General features: G+C 46.2%; 18 protein-coding genes and 1 tRNA gene. 14 read left to right on the top strand and 5 right to left on the bottom strand.

Annotated elements, in window-relative coordinates; all coding sequences use genetic code 11:
- Positions 1 to 59: 59 nt before the first annotated feature.
- Positions 60 to 1,979 carry a sigma 54-interacting transcriptional regulator gene (locus SPSPH_RS15980; protein ID WP_083945771.1) on the bottom strand — a complete coding sequence of 640 codons (1,920 nt, stop codon included), beginning with the start codon at positions 1,977 to 1,979 and terminating at the stop codon, positions 60 to 62.
- A 615-nt stretch (positions 1,980 to 2,594) separates the two neighbouring features.
- Between SPSPH_RS15980 and SPSPH_RS15975 the strand changes: the two genes are divergently transcribed.
- From SPSPH_RS15975 to SPSPH_RS15965, 3 genes are read left to right on the top strand one after another with little or no spacing between them, the layout of a single operon-like run.
- Positions 2,595 to 3,905, top strand: coding sequence for an MFS transporter (locus tag SPSPH_RS15975; protein WP_075758240.1), 1,311 nt, complete (start codon positions 2,595 to 2,597; stop codon positions 3,903 to 3,905).
- A gap of 34 nt (positions 3,906 to 3,939) precedes the next feature.
- Positions 3,940 to 5,148 (top strand): CaiB/BaiF CoA transferase family protein, encoded by a 1,209-nt coding sequence (locus SPSPH_RS15970; RefSeq protein ID WP_233139219.1) that lies wholly within the window; start codon positions 3,940 to 3,942, stop codon positions 5,146 to 5,148.
- Between the two features lie 50 nt (positions 5,149 to 5,198).
- Positions 5,199 to 6,101, top strand: coding sequence for a hydroxymethylglutaryl-CoA lyase (locus SPSPH_RS15965; RefSeq protein ID WP_233139221.1), 903 nt, complete (start codon positions 5,199 to 5,201; stop codon positions 6,099 to 6,101).
- Positions 6,102 to 6,318: 217 nt separating this feature from the next.
- Here the strand turns inward: SPSPH_RS15965 and SPSPH_RS15960 are convergent, their stop codons facing one another.
- A complete protein-coding gene (locus SPSPH_RS15960; RefSeq protein WP_075754228.1) occupies positions 6,319 to 7,494 on the bottom strand; it encodes an IS110 family transposase in 1,176 nt (391 codons plus the stop codon).
- A gap of 249 nt (positions 7,495 to 7,743) precedes the next feature.
- Here SPSPH_RS15960 and SPSPH_RS15955 point away from each other — a divergent pair, with 249 nt between their 5' ends.
- The 7 genes from SPSPH_RS15955 to SPSPH_RS15925 all read left to right on the top strand — a co-directional run bounded on the left by SPSPH_RS15955 (position 7,744) and on the right by SPSPH_RS15925 (position 11,974).
- The gene (locus SPSPH_RS15955; protein ID WP_075757259.1) at positions 7,744 to 7,962 is read left to right on the top strand and encodes a 4Fe-4S dicluster domain-containing protein; all 219 of its coding nucleotides are present in this window, start codon (positions 7,744 to 7,746) and stop codon (positions 7,960 to 7,962) included.
- Between the two features lie 133 nt (positions 7,963 to 8,095).
- Positions 8,096 to 9,160, top strand: a complete 1,065-nt coding sequence (locus tag SPSPH_RS15950) for a 3-methyl-2-oxobutanoate dehydrogenase subunit VorB (protein WP_075757260.1) — start codon at positions 8,096 to 8,098, stop codon at positions 9,158 to 9,160.
- Between the two features lies 1 nt (position 9,161).
- The gene (locus tag SPSPH_RS15945) at positions 9,162 to 9,911 is read left to right on the top strand and encodes a thiamine pyrophosphate-dependent enzyme (protein WP_075757261.1); all 750 of its coding nucleotides are present in this window, start codon (positions 9,162 to 9,164) and stop codon (positions 9,909 to 9,911) included.
- Positions 9,911 to 10,462, top strand: a complete 552-nt coding sequence (locus SPSPH_RS15940; RefSeq protein WP_075757262.1) for a 2-oxoacid:acceptor oxidoreductase family protein — start codon at positions 9,911 to 9,913, stop codon at positions 10,460 to 10,462. Before SPSPH_RS15945 ends, SPSPH_RS15940 begins: the two co-directional genes overlap by 1 nt.
- A gap of 106 nt (positions 10,463 to 10,568) precedes the next feature.
- Positions 10,569 to 11,288 (top strand): hypothetical protein, encoded by a 720-nt coding sequence (locus SPSPH_RS15935; protein WP_075757263.1) that lies wholly within the window; start codon positions 10,569 to 10,571, stop codon positions 11,286 to 11,288.
- A gap of 109 nt (positions 11,289 to 11,397) precedes the next feature.
- Positions 11,398 to 11,784 (top strand): zinc ribbon domain-containing protein, encoded by a 387-nt coding sequence (locus SPSPH_RS15930; protein ID WP_223226291.1) that lies wholly within the window; start codon positions 11,398 to 11,400, stop codon positions 11,782 to 11,784.
- A 115-nt stretch (positions 11,785 to 11,899) separates the two neighbouring features.
- A tRNA-Arg gene (locus tag SPSPH_RS15925) sits at positions 11,900 to 11,974 on the top strand.
- 166 nt (positions 11,975 to 12,140) lie between these two features.
- Here SPSPH_RS15925 and SPSPH_RS15920 read toward each other — a convergent pair.
- Positions 12,141 to 12,500, bottom strand: coding sequence for a hypothetical protein (locus tag SPSPH_RS15920; RefSeq protein ID WP_109298242.1), 360 nt, complete (start codon positions 12,498 to 12,500; stop codon positions 12,141 to 12,143).
- Between the two features lie 79 nt (positions 12,501 to 12,579).
- A complete protein-coding gene (locus SPSPH_RS15915) occupies positions 12,580 to 12,783 on the bottom strand; it encodes a DUF5652 family protein (RefSeq protein WP_075757265.1) in 204 nt (67 codons plus the stop codon).
- A gap of 101 nt (positions 12,784 to 12,884) precedes the next feature.
- On the opposite strand from SPSPH_RS15915, the gene SPSPH_RS15910 reads away from it, so the two are divergent.
- On the top strand, positions 12,885 to 13,274 hold the full coding sequence (locus SPSPH_RS15910; protein ID WP_075757574.1) for a hypothetical protein: 390 nt from the start codon (positions 12,885 to 12,887) through the stop codon (positions 13,272 to 13,274).
- Positions 13,275 to 13,653: 379 nt separating this feature from the next.
- Here SPSPH_RS15910 and SPSPH_RS15905 read toward each other — a convergent pair whose 3' ends face one another.
- Entirely contained in the window at positions 13,654 to 14,547 is an 894-nt protein-coding gene (locus tag SPSPH_RS15905) for a LysR family transcriptional regulator (RefSeq protein WP_075757266.1), read from the bottom strand.
- 330 nt (positions 14,548 to 14,877) lie between these two features.
- Here SPSPH_RS15905 and SPSPH_RS15900 point away from each other — a divergent pair, with 330 nt between their 5' ends.
- The 3 genes from SPSPH_RS15900 to SPSPH_RS15890 are packed head-to-tail and all read left to right on the top strand — an operon-like array spanning position 14,878 to position 16,911.
- A complete protein-coding gene (locus SPSPH_RS15900; RefSeq protein ID WP_075757267.1) occupies positions 14,878 to 15,084 on the top strand; it encodes a 4Fe-4S dicluster domain-containing protein in 207 nt (68 codons plus the stop codon).
- A gap of 11 nt (positions 15,085 to 15,095) precedes the next feature.
- Positions 15,096 to 16,163 (top strand): 3-methyl-2-oxobutanoate dehydrogenase subunit VorB, encoded by a 1,068-nt coding sequence (locus tag SPSPH_RS15895; protein ID WP_075757268.1) that lies wholly within the window; start codon positions 15,096 to 15,098, stop codon positions 16,161 to 16,163.
- Between the two features lies 1 nt (position 16,164).
- The gene (locus SPSPH_RS15890) at positions 16,165 to 16,911 is read left to right on the top strand and encodes a thiamine pyrophosphate-dependent enzyme (protein WP_075757269.1); all 747 of its coding nucleotides are present in this window, start codon (positions 16,165 to 16,167) and stop codon (positions 16,909 to 16,911) included.
- Position 16,912 lies beyond the last annotated feature (1 nt).

Raw genomic sequence — 16,912 nt, 5'->3', positions numbered from 1 at the left:
TAGGCCGGGTATTTTTATCTTAACAGAAAGTATAAGTTTCATCACCGGCTATAATTGACCTATAGCGTTGGAAGAGAATCCGATAGCTGGCTTTCACGGATTTTTTTCAGCTTGCGGGTGAGGGTTGATCTCCCTATTCCCAGATGATTGGCTGCTTCTTGTAAGGTTTTGTGTTCGGCGACGGCTTTCAGAATTAACTCGTGCTCAAGATCTTGTATTTGAGGGCGGATTTGGGATTTGTCATCTTCAGCAGAAGTAGCTATTGCTCTCAATATATTTGGTGCCACCAAGCGGAGAAAGTCTTTAATATCCTCTTCTGCTACGAAGGATTCCACAAAAAAAGATAACCGCTGGATGGTATTGTGTAATTCACGGATATTACCAGGCCATGTATATTTTTCAAAGTACGGTAGTATTTTCTCAATTATCGGTCGCAATTGCTGCTTGTTTTCTTCGGGGAGAAAGTGCTCGCATAAATGCTTGATATCTTCACGGCGTTCAGCCAGTGTCGGCAGTTCAAGCCAAAGTACATTCAGCCGGTAAAAAAGATCTTCTCTGATAATATTCTTTTGCAGTAAGTCTTCAGCGCTTTTATTGGAGGCTGCTATTACGCGGATATTTATGGGAATGATCGATTCTCCGCCAATTCGTAATACCTCACGTTCTTGCAGCACCCGCAGCAGCCGTGCTTGCACTTCGATCGGAAGAGCATCAATTTCGTCGAGAAATATGGTTCCGCCATGTGCCAGCTCAAACAAGCCGTGTTTGCCCTTGCGGCGGGCTCCGGTAAAGGCACCTTCTTCATACCCGAATAACTCACTTTCCAGGAGGGTAGGGGGTAAGGCGCCGCAATTAATAGCTACAAAAGGATTTTGGGCACGTTCGCTGGCGTTATGAATACTCTGGGCAAAAAGTTCTTTGCCTGTTCCTGAAGCTCCATAAAGCATTATGGATAAGGGTGATTGGGCAAAGTTTCTCGCTATTTTCTTTTTTACCTCCAATATTTTCGATATGCCGATAATATCTGAGAAAGTTGCTTTGGCTTTGAATTGGCTCTGGGAGGTTAACTCTTTACGGATTTTGTGCTCAGCTTGTACCACTTTCGAAGACTCCATAAAAGTGGCAACAGCACCAACAATTTTTGCACCGTATTTTACCGGGACGCGGTTAGTAAGTATGCGGGTATTGTTGGTATCCTGCAGCTCGCCTGCTTCCGCTTGCCCTGTTTGAAGGACATGGTCAAGTCTGGAATTCGGAACAATGTCTGCTATGTTTTTACCAATTGCTGCTGCGGCGCGAATATTCAGGGTCTTTTCTGCTGACTTGTTAAATATTTCAATTGCGCCACAGGCGTCAACGGCAATAATTCCGTCATAGGTTGCGTTCAGGATAGCTTCCAGGCGGCGTGATTTTCTCATCTCTTCCCTTCGCAGTGAAGTTAGTTTCTCAGCTTCGAGAAAGGCTGAGTGCAATGTTGCGCGATTGGTTTTTAGAAAAACATTGGGCAAGCCAAATTTTTGGGCATAGGCAACCGAGGGCCCTCCCCCAACAACGCAGTAATTTCCCGAAGCAAGGGAAGCAATTTGCTGTTCCAGCGTTTTTAAATCAGTAATTATAACTTCTGTAATAGAAATATCTAATACCTTTTCCATGAGTGGCAACCCTATATACCGCTCTCCATACGATGTTATCGCAATATTTTTGCGAAATTGCCTGGCTTCATTTAGTGCATCTAAAATTTCATAAGGTCCTGTATTGACAGGGATGACGGGGATGGGAAATTTTTCAGCCAGGAATTTGGCCGTTCCGCCACGGCTCATAAGTATATCAATTGGCGGGCCGCTTAAGTTTTCAATGATTTTACTGGCTTGGTCCAGCCACCCTTCATAGAATTCTACTGTTAGTCCCAGCTCTTTCGCCACTGACTGTGCCATAGCAGATAATTCTTTATAAGAAGATATGAAAATAATACGGTTCACACAGACACCCTCTTTCCGGCGATGAGTTATAACAACTTTTCATCTAAAATACTGTTTATGTGCATTAGTATCATTATATCATTACAAATAATTAAAGCATTTTTCATGCCAACAATGGCAGATAAAGTCTTGGTTAAGAAGACTTTATGATTTTACTTATAAATCGCTGGGGTTTGGATGCCAGAAAATTAATACTATACAAAATTATGATTAAAAGATAAGTCAGGCTCAAGCTCATGCGTGGGCCTTGACTATAGAAGAGAGGCTCATAAATGAGCTTCTCTTCTTGTTGTTTTTGGCGCAAAAAAGCCTAAAACAGGCTGTTTGTAAGTTGGCATGATTCTTGCTTGATTATGATATAGCTGCAGCTTATCCGATGACTAACTCGCTCTAAGACTCCCACCTCTCCAGGTGGGAGTATACCCCTACGGGCACAGGCGAGCGACTAAGTCCCTGGATAAGGGCGACTAACCTTCAGATAGGGTTAAAACCCCACCTGAAGCTAAGTCTACTTTATGGAGCATGGGTAGAGAGGAGTGACAAATGTAAAGTAGGACATACTGCAAGGTACTGCAACATATTTGTACTGCTAGATTAAAAAATGGAGGTTTCGAAATGAAGGAGAAAAAAAGTGGGTACCGCTGGGTTGTCATGGCATTGCTTTTTATACTCTATACGGTAGCAAATGCTGACAGGGCAAATATTGGTTTTGCTTTGCCTTATCTCCGGAAAGAGTTTGCCATGAGTAATACTGAGGCGGGAGCTATCATCAGCTTGTTTTTTGCAGGGTATGCGCTTATGCAGATTCCTTCAGGTTTCTTGGTTAAAAAGTTTGGTATGCGGACAATGTTTTCGGTAGGCATGTTATTCACCTCCCTGTTTACAGGGATGATCGGTATGGCAAATTCTGCTTTTGCGCTTAAAGCTTTACGCGTAGGGGTGGGGGTAGCCGAAGCACCGGTGGCGATTGCCTGTACAACTGCGATTAATAATTGGTTTCCCGCTAAGGAAAAAGGTACAGCATCAGGTATTTTTCTTGCCGGATCCAAAGTTGGTCCTCTAATTGTGCCGCCGCTTTGTGCCTGGATTATTTCAGTTTGGGGTTGGCGGGAAATTTTTTATGCATTTATGGTGCCTGGAATGCTATTAGCGATTGTATGGTACTTATTGGTAACTAATAAGCCGGCTGATAGCAAATTTGTTTCGGCAGCTGAGGCCGAATATATAGCCGATACTTCGGTAGTGCAAAAAGAAGAAAAAAAGCGTGAATACAAGCTCTGGTGGGTAGATAAGCTTGTTCGTGCCAAGAAGGTCAATCCTCTTACAAATTCGTCGCAGGTATTTAAATGCTGGGACATCTATGGGGCTGCTATTGGTTATTTCTTTATGGTGGGAATTGTAAGTGTGCTGATGTCCTGGCTGCCAACTTATCTGGTTACAGTAAAGCAGTTTGCGATTATGAAAACGGCTTTCGTTTCATCTGCGCCTTTTGCCGGGACTGTGGCAGGCAATTTTGTCGGCGGCTGGGTTTCGGATAACATTCTAAACAAGCGTCGTAAACCGATGATGATGGTCACCGCTCTGTCGACAACGATCATGATGTATTCACTGATCAATGCGCCTGCTGATGCCACCCTGCTGGCAATATTGCTGTTCGCAACAGGATTCTTGCTTGCTTTGGGCTATTCGGCCTTTATGGCCTATCCGATGGGACGTGTAAATAAAGAAAGCTATCCGGTTGCTTTTAGTATTGTCAATACTGGCGGACAATTGGGCGGAGCAGGAGCACCGTTATTTGTCGGCATGATTTTAGATAAATTTAATTGGGATGCAGTATTTTTGGCTTTAGCAATTGGTTCATTCATCTGTTTGGCTGTTGTTGCAACCATTGTTGAGCCTGTTGAAGATCCGGTAGCACGGACCTAGAACATAAAATTTATACACATCAGGGGGAAAACGTATGTTAGCAAATGCAATGACACCCGGTGCCCTGGAAGGGGTAACGGTACTGGATTTGACAAGAGTTTTGGCAGGACCCTACAGTACGATGCTGTTGGCTGATATGGGAGCAAATGTAATCAAGATTGAAGAGCCTGTCAAGGGTGATGACACCCGCCATTTTGGCCCGTTTAAAAATGAAGAAAGCATTTACTACATTACCAATAATCGTAACAAAAGAGGTATTACCTTAAACCTAAAAGATCCAAAAGCAAAAGAAATGTTTAAAGAAATGGTAAAAAAGGCTGATATTGTTACAGAAAACTATCGGCCAGGCACTATGGAAAAGCTGGGGCTTGGTTATGATGTGCTGAAGGAAATCAATCCTGGGATTATCTATGCTTGTATCTCCGGTTTTGGTCATTATGGCCGCTATAAGGAGCGCCCGGGTTATGACATTATCGCTCAAGCCATGAGTGGATTAATGAGCACTACCGGTTGGCCAGGCGGACCTCCCACACGCACCGGCACAGCAACCGGCGATGTATTAGGCGGGTTGTTTATGGCGATTGGGGTACTGGGAGCTTTGAACTATCGTCAAAGAACAGGTATCGGCCAAAAGGTTGATGTGGCGCTGGTAGATGCGGGGGTATCTGCTATGGGCAATGTCAATATGCTGTATTTGGCTGACGGTTATCTTCCCCAAAGGATTGGTAATCGCTATGAATCAACCTATCCGTATGACTCCTTTGAGTGTCTTGACGGCAGTTGTGTTATTGGCGCGGCAAACGACAAGTTCTGGCAAATACTGTGCGGAGTTATTGAAAAACCGGAAATTGCAGAATTACCCCAGTTCCTGCGTATCCGGGACCGTTTGAAAAACCATGTTGCAGTTAAAGAGCAGATTGAAAATTGGACAAGGACCAAGCCGACTAACGAGGTTGTGGAGGCTTGCCTGGCAGCCGGAATACCGGCCGCACCGGTATATGACATTAGTCAAGTGGCAGTAGATCCGCATATTGCGATCGACCGGGAAATGTTTGTTGAGCAAGAGCATCCTAAAGCAGGAACAGTTAAAGTTACAGGAACCCCGTTTAAACTGTCGGCTACTCCTGCGACCGTCAGAACTATTGCACCAGATCTTGGTCAAGACAATATCGAAGTTTACAAGGAACTTTTGAATTTAGATGAACAGCAGCTGGCTGAATTAAAAACAAACGGTGTAATTTAGCGTTTTGTGAAGTGGTTATTGATAAGAGACAGATGAAAGAGGCGATCATTTTGAAGCTCCCGCAAGAGGTTGAAATCATTGAGGTCTGTCCGCGAGACGGATTCCAAAATATAAAAACACCCATTCCGGCTGAGACCAAAATAGAGATTATTGATAAATTAGTAGGTTGCGGTTTTAAATGGATTGAGGCAACATCTTTTGTTCATCCCAAAGCGATACCACAAATGGCAGATGCCGCTCAAGTGTTACAGACTGTCAAAGAAAAACATGCAGGCAAGGTTAGTTTTATTGCCCTTGCCCCCAATTTATTCGGCGCACAACGGGCAATAGAAGCCGGTGCTGACGCAATTACCTTCGTTATTTCGGCCAGTGAGAAACACAACCTGGAAAACACCAAGCAAACTATCGAGCAATCGGTTGCCGCATTAACTGAAGTTTGTAAAATCAAAGGCGATTGCAAGGTGCGTCTGGCAGTGGCGACCGCATTTGACTGCCCTTTTGCCGGCAAGGTAGAACCAGGGCAGGTTATCAGTCTGATTGAAGCAGGATTGGCTGCCGGAGCGGACGATATTGTGCTGGCAGATACGATCGGTACGGCGGCTCCTTTGCAAATGGAAGCCTTGCTGAAGCCGTTAACGCAAAAGTACTCACAGCTTTCGTTTATTTTGCATATACACGATACGCAAGGTATGGGACTTGCAAATGTTGTCACTGCACTCAGTCTTGGCGTGACACGGTTTGAAACAGCGGCATTTGGCCTGGGGGGATGCCCGTTTGCGCCGGGAGCAGCTGGCAACATTGCTACCGAGGACTTGGTTAATATGCTGCATAAGATGGATATTGCCACCGGGCTAAATTATGAAAAAATCTTGCAGGTTGCTCACTGCATTCAAGAAAAATTAAGGATTCCACCGATGGGACATCTGGCTAGAATTGCCGCTTGTCAAGGGTAAGGTCCTGTCGTTATTGATAATACAGACTTTAGCTTCAGGCGGGGCTTCAACCTCGTCTGAAGCCAAGTCGCCGGATAAATAGCTGTTTTTATTAAGAGAGACTAACTATTAAAAGTCAAGCCCGAATTTGAGGATGGAGGACAAAAAACAGATGGTTCAAAAAAGGGTATAGCAAAACAGACGTCCACAGGACGCCATGCGGGCTATCGAGAGAGAATCAGGCTGCCAGACGATAAGGCTCGCCGGATTTCTCCAGAGCATAAATGAGCCGGACCAGCTTCTTGGCAGCATGAGAGATGGCCACATTGTAATGCTTTCCCTCGGCGCGTTTCCTGGCGAGGTAAGCGGCAAAGACAGGGTCCCAAAGGCAAACAAATTTTGTGGCATTGAAGATGGCATAGCGTAGGTATCTGGAGCCGCGCTTCTCCATATGGGCATAGCAATTTTTAAGCTGCCCGGATTGGTAGGTAGAGGGCGACAGGCCGGCATAGGCCAAAATCTTGTCAGGGGAATCAAAGCGTGAAAAGTCACCCACCTCAGACAGAATCATAGCCCCCATCCTGTAGCCAATGCCGGGAATCGTGGTAATAGGCGAAAGCATCTTGTCCATGATGCGTTGGATGACCTGTTCAATTTCCGCAATCTCGGCATCGAGTTCACGGATGAGCCGGATGGTATGCCGCAGTTCCAGTGATTTCGCGGTCGTCACAGAGCCAATCGATTGCCTGGCGGCTTCACGTATCTCTATGGCTTTGTCCCGTCCGTAACGGCCTTTGGAGGATTCGGCAAGCAAATGGGTGAGCCGCGTCAGATGTGCCGCTGCAATCTGCTTAGCCCCCGGGAACTCATCGAGCAAGGCGTAAACAGAGGCCATATGGAGTGACGATACCAGCTTTTCCAGCTCCGGGAACAGGATGCATACCAGCCTGGCAATTGAGGACTTCAGCTTAGCGCGTACCTTCACCTTGTCGAACCGGTATCTGGTGAGTGACTTTAGCTCCTCATTGTGGTAAGCTGTGTCTGTGTAGGGCTTGAGGCCCACATCAGACATGAGCATAGCCGCAATTGTTCGCGCATCGACACGGTCAGTCTTCGTCTTTCGCAGGGTGAGGCTTTTCCGGTAAAGATTGGTGTGCAAGGGGTTAATGACATAGGTGTCCAGACCATTGTCAAGGAGAAACCCGAGAATGTTGTAGCTGTAGTGTCCGGTAGCCTCAAGCCCTACCTTTATTTTGTCCAGGGGCAAAGAACAGGCACGGATTTTTTCCAACAGGTAGCCAAATCCTTCCATGCTGTTTTGGATGGTGAACACATTTGCAAGGACTTTACCCTCCGAACTGATGATGAAGCAGTCGTGTTTATCCTTAGCGACATCAATCCCGACACAAATCATAGCAAGACCTCCAACGGTATTATTTGATGCTGTACCCACAGAACACTTTGCTCTTGTAACCTTGTTCTACATCAACCGTCTGGCGGTATCTAACTGATTAACAAACCTGCAAAGGGCTGCGGTTGGAGCCTCTCTTGAACCATCTGGTGGTAGGAGATAAAACCAATCCACAGCATCCTTTACAGTGTAGCATATAGCCCTTGGAGAGGGGCTCTAATAACTACTACTCTATAATACAAGGAGATAATTATGCCTAGACCTGTGTTTAACACCGAAAAATGCAAAGCCTGTGAAATGTGTATTCAGGCTTGCCCCAAGAAGCTCTTAGAGCTTAGCGATAGTTACAACAAGAAGGGATATTGTACTGTACGCTGTAATGACGACGATGCCTGTATCGGTTGTATGTTATGCGCCAGAATGTGTCCTGACGCTGTAATCGAAATTTATCCGATGGCTAACTCGCTCTAAGACTCCCGCTTCCATAAGCGGGGGTTAAGAGCGAGTAAGCCCCTGGATAATTCCGACTAGGATTCAGATGGGGTTAAAACCCTATCTGAATCAAGTCTCCATTTATAAATAAAACATATAGGAGTTGACATAAATGAGTGAAAAAATCCTTTTGAAGGGTAATGAGGCTATCTGCGAAGCTGCAATTCTTGCAGGCTGCCGGTATTACTTCGGGTATCCGATAACACCGCAAAGTGAGATTCCTGAAGTTATGGCCAAAAAACTGCCGACAGTTGGCGGCGTATATTTGCAGGCCGAAAGTGAAATTTCAGCAATCAACATGCTCTACGGAGCGGCAGCGGTCGGGGTACGGGCTATGACCTCCTCCTCAAGTCCGGGCTTCAGTTTAAAACAGGAAGGCATTTCATATATTGCCGCAGCCAGTTTGCCTTGCCTATTGGTGAATGTTCAGCGCGGCGGCCCCGGGCTTGGCACAATTCAACCGGGTCAAGCCGATTACTTCCAGGCAACCAAAGGCGGCGGCCATGGCGACTATCGTTTGCTCGTTTTAGCTCCTAATAGCGTCCAGGAAATCTTTGACCTGACGGTTGAAGGGTTTGATTTGGCCGATAAATACCGGATTCCGGTACTTATTCTGGCAGATGGTGCACTGGGACAAATGATGGAGGCCGTTTCTACAGAAGTAAAACCCGCGCTGCAAGTGGAAAAGCCCTGGGCCATTACTGGCCGTAATGGTAGAAAAGACACTAATGTTATCAACACCTTGTCATTTGATAACGATGCATCAGAGCAAACCAACCGGGATTTGCAGGCAAAATATGCTGCCGTCAAACAGCAGGAAACTCGCTGTGAAGAGTTTTATACAGATGATGCTGAACTGGTGCTTGTAGCCTATGGTATTACGTCACGGATTGCCAAGTCGGCTGTAGACAAGGCCCGTGCGCAGGGATATAAAGTTGGACTGGTAAGACCCATTACGCTTTGGCCGTTCCCTTCGGCTGAGCTCTTGCGGGTAGCTCAAACAGCAAAAGCCTTTTTGGTGACTGAGCTTAGTACCGGGCAGATGATTGAAGACGTTGAACTGGCTATACGGTGCCAGAAACCCGTGCATTTCTATGGTCGTACAGGCGGCAATATGCCAACCACCGATGAACTGTATCAAGAAATATTGAAGATTGTCGCTGAAGGAGGAAAGTAGGATGCAGGAAAAACTGTTTGCCATTACTAAGGGACTAAAAGAAACACCAACTCATTATTGTCCTGGCTGTCATCACGGCATTGTTCACAGGCTGATTGCGGAAGTAATTGAGGAACTGGATGTTCTTGAAAAGACAATACTGGTTGATCCGGTAGGGTGCTCTGTTCTTGCTCATAACTATTTTAATTTTGACGCCATTCAAGCTGCACATGGGCGGGCGCCGGCGGTGGCTACTGCGGTTAAGCGGGTGAAGCCTGAGGCGGTGGTATTTACCTATCAGGGAGATGGTGACCTGGCGGCCATTGGCTGTGCGGAGATCGTTCATGCTGCCATGCGTGGTGAAAATTTTACCGCAATATTTATCAATAATGCTATTTATGGTATGACCGGCGGGCAGATGGCTCCCACGACGCTTGTGGGTCAGGTTACGGCAACTTCACCTTATGGGCGCAAGCAGGAGTTAACCGGTAAACCGATGAGGGTATCGGAAATGCTGGCCACACTGGAAGCACCACAGTATATCGCGCGGGTTGCGGTAAACACACCGGCAAATGTTAACAAAGCCAAAGCGGCAATTAAAGAAGCTTTTACCAGACAAATTCGTGGTGAAGGATTTTCCTTTGTAGAAGTGTTGTCTACTTGTCCGACGAACTGGGGGATGAGTCCGCTCAAATCAAATAAATTTGTTGAAGAAAGCATGATGCCCTACTACCCCCTGGGAGTTTTTAAGAATTCGGAGGGAAAACAATAATGACACATGAAATAATTTGTGCTGGCTTTGGCGGGCAGGGAGTATTACTCATTGGACGTCTGGTAACTTATGCCGGTATGCTGGCTGACAAGCAAGTATCCTGGATGCCTGCCTATGGTCCGGAAATGCGCGGCGGCACTGCATCCTGTTCGGTGATTATTTCAGATGCTGAAGTTGCCTCACCGGTTGTATCGCAGCCAACGGTTTTGGTTGCAATGAATCAGCCTTCGCTGGAAAAATTTGAGCCAACCGTTCAAGCCGGCGGAGTGGTAATAATCAATAAATCCCTGATTGAGGTTTCCGCTTCACGGGATGATGTAACCGCTTATTGCGTGCCGCTAAACGAACTTGCCCTGGAAGTCGGCAATGCCCGCTATGCCAATATGGTTGCCTTAGGGGCATTGATTGGTGCGACAGACATGGTTCCCCTTGAAGAAGTCAGAAAGACGCTTGCTAAAAATTTTGCCAAAAAACCGGAAGTGGTTGAACCTAACATGCAGGCAGTTATGCGCGGCGTACAGTTTGTACATGACAGCAAAAATTCCAAGTAGTTTAAAATATAGCAATTAATAAGTTGCTGTGCAATAGTTATAGGCAGGAAAACATGACTCAGACTGTTTCCCTGCCTATATTAATAAGATAAGGTGGTGAACCCGGATGGAAGATAGAAGTGACAAGAGTATATTTTATAACAGTGGTCCTAAAGTAAAGATATTTCTTGGCGAGTATGGCAGCGGGAAAACGGAGCTGGCAATAAATTATGCGGTAAAAATAAAGAAGCTGGGCTACAAGACAGCACTTGTTGATATGGATATTGCAAAGCCCTACTTCCATAGCCGTGAGCATAGGGCCTTACTGGAACAGCGGGGAGTAGAGGTTATAGCAGCAGATCAAAGGCTAACCAACGCGGAGCTGCCTGTACTTCCTCAGGATTTAAATAAAGTATTCTGTCAGAAGGATTACCGAGTGGTAATGGATGTTGGCGGAGGAGATTCTGCCATCGTACTGGGACAATTTTTTGAGAAGATTGCAGATAGCCCATATCAGGCTATGCTGGTGATAAACGCATTACGTCCTTATACCAGTACGGTTGAAGGCGTAGTGGAAGTATATCACCGGATTGAAAATGCATGCGGACTTAAAATATCCAGTCTAATCAGCAACACCAATCTGGGTAATGACACAGCCCATCATCATATTCAACAAGGTATTGAGTTAACAGAGGCTGTGTCGAAACGCTTAAGGCTGCCCATTCATTCGGTAGTGGTACCCGAATGTCTGTGGCGGTGGCAAGGTAACAAGATACGTACAGAACATAACATTTTCCTGTTACATCCGTATACACAATATCCCTGGCAAACAGGACCCACAGTGTAACAATAGCGGCTTGCGCTTTGCTGTAAACCTGGTGCAAGCCGTGTTTTCTTTACCCCCTGGCTGGGACATGCTATAATTGTACATATGCCGGTTAAGGGGGAACTGTTTTATGATGACATTAAGTTTGTTAATTGGTGCAATTGCTGCCTATTGGGTATATAATGACGCCAGAGGCCGCGGCCATGATTTGACTACCGCTCTGTTATGGTCTGTCGGCACCTTAGCGGCGCTGTATATATTTTTACCGCTATACCTGCTGCTTGGCAGAAAACAGCCGGTACCGCCCAAACGGATTGAAGAAGTGATCGATGTTGAGGCAGTGCCGGTGGAAGAAACCATCAAATGCCCCATGTGCGCCCGCCGGGTAAAAGACGATTTTAAAATGTGTCCGTATTGCGGTTTTTCATTAAAGCCTGCTTGCACTTCGTGCGGCCAGGAGCTTAACCGTGAATGGCGGGTATGCCCTTATTGCCAGACTCCTGCTGATACTAAGTGATCAGTAGGTGATCAGTAGTGGCTGTAAAAAAATGCAAGAAAAAAATATAATAAATAGATTGGACAGAGCGCCGTTGGTGTGTTATAATCTTATTCGTGGCTGAAGTCACGATAACGCGCCCGTAGCTCAGGGGATAGAGCACCGGCCTCCGGAGCCGGGAGCGCAGGTTCGATTCCTGCCGGGCGCACCATAAGGAAAATCAGGCATTTGCAGATATAGTGCAAATGCCTGATTTTTGTTTATGGGGTAATCCGTGGGGTAATATCATATTTTGTTAAGTAGAAATATACTTCAGGAGTCAGAAATAATTATCCCGCCTACAAGGCAAAAAAATAACCGGCGCATGGCCGGAAAGACTACTTTACTGCTTTTAATTTGTCTACTTCGACTTCCTGCCTAAACAGCCGGTCATTCAATACTCGGAACTGGGCAGACAGATCGGCAACGTCCTCTTTGGTAGCCGCTTTGCCGGTCAAGACATTCAGTCCATGACCGATGCTGTGAGTTTGGGCATTTAATTCTTCAGTTCGGTGCAGCAGGGCTTTGATATAGTCAGTGTTTTCGCGCTGCTGACCTTCGATGTTGCTGAAAGAGGTTTTTAGGTCGGTCAAATCGGACTCTATACGATCAAGGCGTGTATTAGTTTGTTGTTGACCTTCTTCCATGCGGTCAAGTCGAGCGATAATCTGTTTTAGCAATTCCTCCGTGTTGATCACCGTCCTTTCGTGTATTCTCATTGTAGCATTATTGAGGGTGGGTAGCAACGTACATATAGAAGTTTGTAGTATCTCTTTATTAACGTTTTCTTTTCGAAAAGAAGACAAGATAGATAATTTCCAGCACGCCAATAGTATTAATAATGAATAGTGCAATAAACCAGCCTAATTGACTATTACGGGCGGCATGCCAGGTAGCTATAGCCTTCCAGGTTATACTCCATACAGTAATTAAAGCAAGCAGCCAGGGGTTATATTGGAGTGTGGACAATATGCTATCCATAAAAAATCTCCTTTATGTTTAATTTAATATATTATACTAAAATGAGGATGTTTTTAGCCAAAAAGGAAACTATAAACTCGTATAAACGAATTGGAGGGAATATGATGAGTTTAGATACTTTAGTCCAAAATGATTTAGTGAATTTTAGGCGCGAGGTGATTAAGAGTTTCAGGGAAAACCATCCGACCATGTTTACAATGATGGAACGAGTATTTGCCGGACGGAGAAACATGGTGGGGATGCAGGTTACTGAAAATGGTGCAGTCGCCGGGACGTATACTTTTATCACAAATGGCATAGACATTGCTGAGGTAAAGAGCGGTGTTTTAGAATCCGAAATTCACCATCCCCTATTAGGAGTTGTTAAACCGTATATGACCGTTGAGCGTAGCGCTCTCGAAGCCATGCTTAAGGATGAGAGATTCAAATCAGAGGTGTTTTCTACATTAGTGCATTATTTGCCGGATTTAACTATTCGGTTCCTCCGTTAAATTATTGAGATGAAAGGCGCTTTTTACACGCAAACTAATCATTATGATTAACAGATAGCCATAATGATTAGTTTTTGTAGTAATCCTGTCATAAATAGGTTATAATAGTCATAGAAACATAATAACCACCCTTGCTCGCAACAAGAGTGGTCGGTGAATACCGGAGGTTAGCCGCTTAGTTGCTTCATAATCCAGAAGATTATTAGCGCGAATTCACTTGAGATTGTGATCTCGAAATCGGAAATCTTCAAGTGCATGGTTTCACCTCCCGTATTCAGTTTAGGACGGGCCGCAAACCCGTCCTTTACATATTATACCATAGGCCGCCTCATGGGGCGGTTTTTGTTTTGCCTTTTTCCTCATAATTTCCAAATCGTCATTACGAAAATTGCAAGAGTTTAATGAAGTGGCGGGCACTTTTAGACAGATACCGGTTCTGCAGCCAGACAACCCCGACTTCATATTGAAAGCCGGTGTCGTCAATGTCCATCATTTCGATTTCCAACAGTGGAAAAGAGCTCATTACCGATTTTGGCAGGATGGTTGCGCCGATGCCGGCGACAACCAGCGAAATGAGGATGGCAACACTGGGACATTCGCAGACAATTGTGGGTTCAAAGCCAAACTGCCTGCATTCGTAAACTATTTTTTCATGTAATTTCGTTACTTTGTCGCTTTTTAAAGATAAGAGCGGCATATCAGCCAGGTCTTTGATGCTGATTGACTGTCTGGATTTACTCAAGTCCCATTGTTTCGGCAGCACCAGCACAAACGGGTCTGATTTTATGGGGAGAGTCGAATATGTATCGGCCTCGTAATTTGATTCCAGGGGCAATCGGGTAATCCCCAGTTCGATAACACGGCTTTGAATCCATTCGCCAAGGATATATTGATCTCCCTCCAGGATGGTAAAGGTAACTTCCGGGTATTCGTCACGGAATTTCTTGATGGGAATAGGCAGCAGCGATATGCAAGAAAAGGTAGAGCCGATGGATAGGGTGCCGCGAATTCCCTGTTCGATCTCTTTTATCTCAAGTACAGTTTCCTCCAGCTGCTGAACCAGAGCTTTGGCCCTTTTTTCAAAAACCGTCCCGGCCTTAGTTAAAAATAACTCTCTGCCTACACGGTCGAACAATTTTACACCAAGCTCCTCCTCCATCAGTTTTAGCTGCCGGCTTAGCGGGGGCTGCTCCATATTAAGTGTTCTCGCGGCACGCGTAACTTGTTCTTCCTTAGCTATCGCCAGAAAATAGCGCAGTTGACGTATATCCATGATAACCTCCCCTTTACCCAGAAAAGAATAAAACAGTGCACGGCAGTAGTATAGAATGTATTGCCGCTGCAATTTAGCTGCTGTTGCAGGGTATAGTATTAGCTTACCGTATAACCCCTGTTACATTCAAGCTGCTAAACGTATGAACCATAAAAAAGCCAGGATTTCAGATAGGAATCCTGGCTTTTTTATGTAAAATAAACAAACTTAAAAGGTATGGTATCCAGACAAAACAGATATTTTTTATTCGTTTTAAATGGTGCTACAATCAAAACAGAAAGTTAAGAAAAATCCAACAACAAATCCTAAAGGAAAGCGAGGCGATAGATTATGCCAAGGCCGGTGTTCAACTCTCAAAAATGCAAGGCCTGCGAATTGTGTGTATCTGTTTGTCCCAAGAAAATTTTAGAATTAAGTGCGGTTTTTAATAGCAAGGGCTATCTTGCCGCACATTGCCTGAATGATGATGACTGTATCGGGTGTGCTATTTGTGCCAGGATGTGCCCTGACACGGTAATTGAAATCTTTAAGGACTAGGAGGTAGTGTAATGAGTGAAAGAGTCTTAATGAAGGGCAATGAGGCCATCGGCGAGGCGGCAATCCGTGCAGGCTGTCTGTACTATTTCGGCTATCCTATTACGCCGCAAAGCGAGATTCCTGAATATATGGCCAAACAATTGCCGCAGCGCGGCGGGGTATACCTTCAGGCGGAAAGCGAAGTGGCCGCTGTCAACATGGTTTATGGAGCCGCGGCGTGCGGTGTCAGGTCAATGACCTCGTCTTCCAGTCCGGGATTTAGTTTGAAGCAGGAAGGCATATCCTACATTGCGGCAGCCGAACTACCCTGCCTTTTGGTAAATGTGCAGCGGGGCGGCCCCGGACTGGGGACCATCCAGCCCGGTCAGGCAGATTACTTTCAAGCGACAAAAGGCGGCGGCCATGGCGACTATCGCCTGCTGGTCCTGGCGCCCAATAGTGTCCAGGAAATGTTTGATCTGACCATACTTGGCTTTGAGCTGGCCGATAAGTACCGTATCCCGGCCTTATTGCTGGCAGATGGCGCTCTGGGTCAAATGATGGAAGCGGTCAGCCTGGAAGTCAGCCTGCAGGCCAAGCCGGAGAAGCAATGGGCCGTTACCGGCCGCAGGGGAAGAGTGGAACCCAATGTAGTAAAAACCTTATGCTTTGATCAGGACACCCTGGAGGAGCATAACCGCTCGCTGCAGCGCAAATATAAGTTGCTGGAGCAACAGGAAGTTCGTTATGAAGAGTTATATACAGAAGATGCCGAGCTTATTCTTGTGGCCTATGGGATTAGTGCCCGGCTTGCCAGATCGGCGGTAATGCAAGCGCGGGCAAAGGGGTTGCGGGTTGGGCTGTTTCGTCCGATTACCCTCTTCCCGTTTCCTGAAGAGGCGTTATTTCAGCTAACGGCGAAAAATACCCAGGCCTTTCTGGTTGTTGAATTAAGCTCCGGGCAAATGATCGAAGATGTGGAACGGGTTACCCGCCGCCAAAAACCGGTTCACTTCCATGGGAGAACAGGGGGCAACATCCCCACTGTGGATGAAATATACGACCAAATCGTGCAGATTATGAACAAAGGAGGAAACTAGGATGGAGGAAAAAATATTTGCCATAACCGAAGGCCTCCTGGATACTCCGACCCATTACTGTCCCGGCTGTCATCACGGAATTGTGCACAGACTTGTGGCAGAAGTAATCACCGAACTGGGTGTGCTGGATAAAGCGATTCTGGTAGAGCCGGTAGGCTGTTCGGTAAATGCGCATCAGTATTTTAATATGGATGCGGTTCAGGCAGCGCACGGACGGGCGCCGGCTATCGCTTCCGCCGTGAAGCGGGTCCATCCCGATGCGGTGGTATTTACTTATCAGGGGGACGGAGACCTGGCTGCTATCGGCTGTGCTGAAATTGTGCATGCCGCTTTGCGCGGAGAAAAGTTTACCACAATATTCGTAAATAATATCATTTATGGAATGACTGGCGGTCAAATGGCACCGACTACCTTAGAGGGGCAAACTACAGCCACCTCGCCGTTCGGCAGGAAAGTTGAGGAAGCAGGGTCGCCGATGCGGGTTTCGGAAATGCTGGCCACCCTGGATGGGGCCAAGTATCTAGCCCGGGTAGCCGTTAATACCCCGGCTCATCTTACTAAGGCGAAAGCCGCCATCAAAGAGGCTTTTACACGGCAGCTGCGGGGCGATGGCTTTACTATGGTGGAAGTTCTGGCCACCTGTCCGACGAACTGGGGGATGACGCCGGTAAAAGCAAATGCATTTGTTGATGAGACCATGACGCAGGTATTCCCGCTGGGGATCATTAAAGATAAGGAGAATTGCTGAC

The organism is Sporomusa sphaeroides DSM 2875 (assembly GCF_001941975.2).
Classification (GTDB): domain Bacteria; phylum Bacillota; class Negativicutes; order Sporomusales; family Sporomusaceae; genus Sporomusa; species Sporomusa sphaeroides.
Note: the sequence above shows the minus strand (reverse complement) of the source record. Positions and strands in the feature narration are given on the sequence as shown.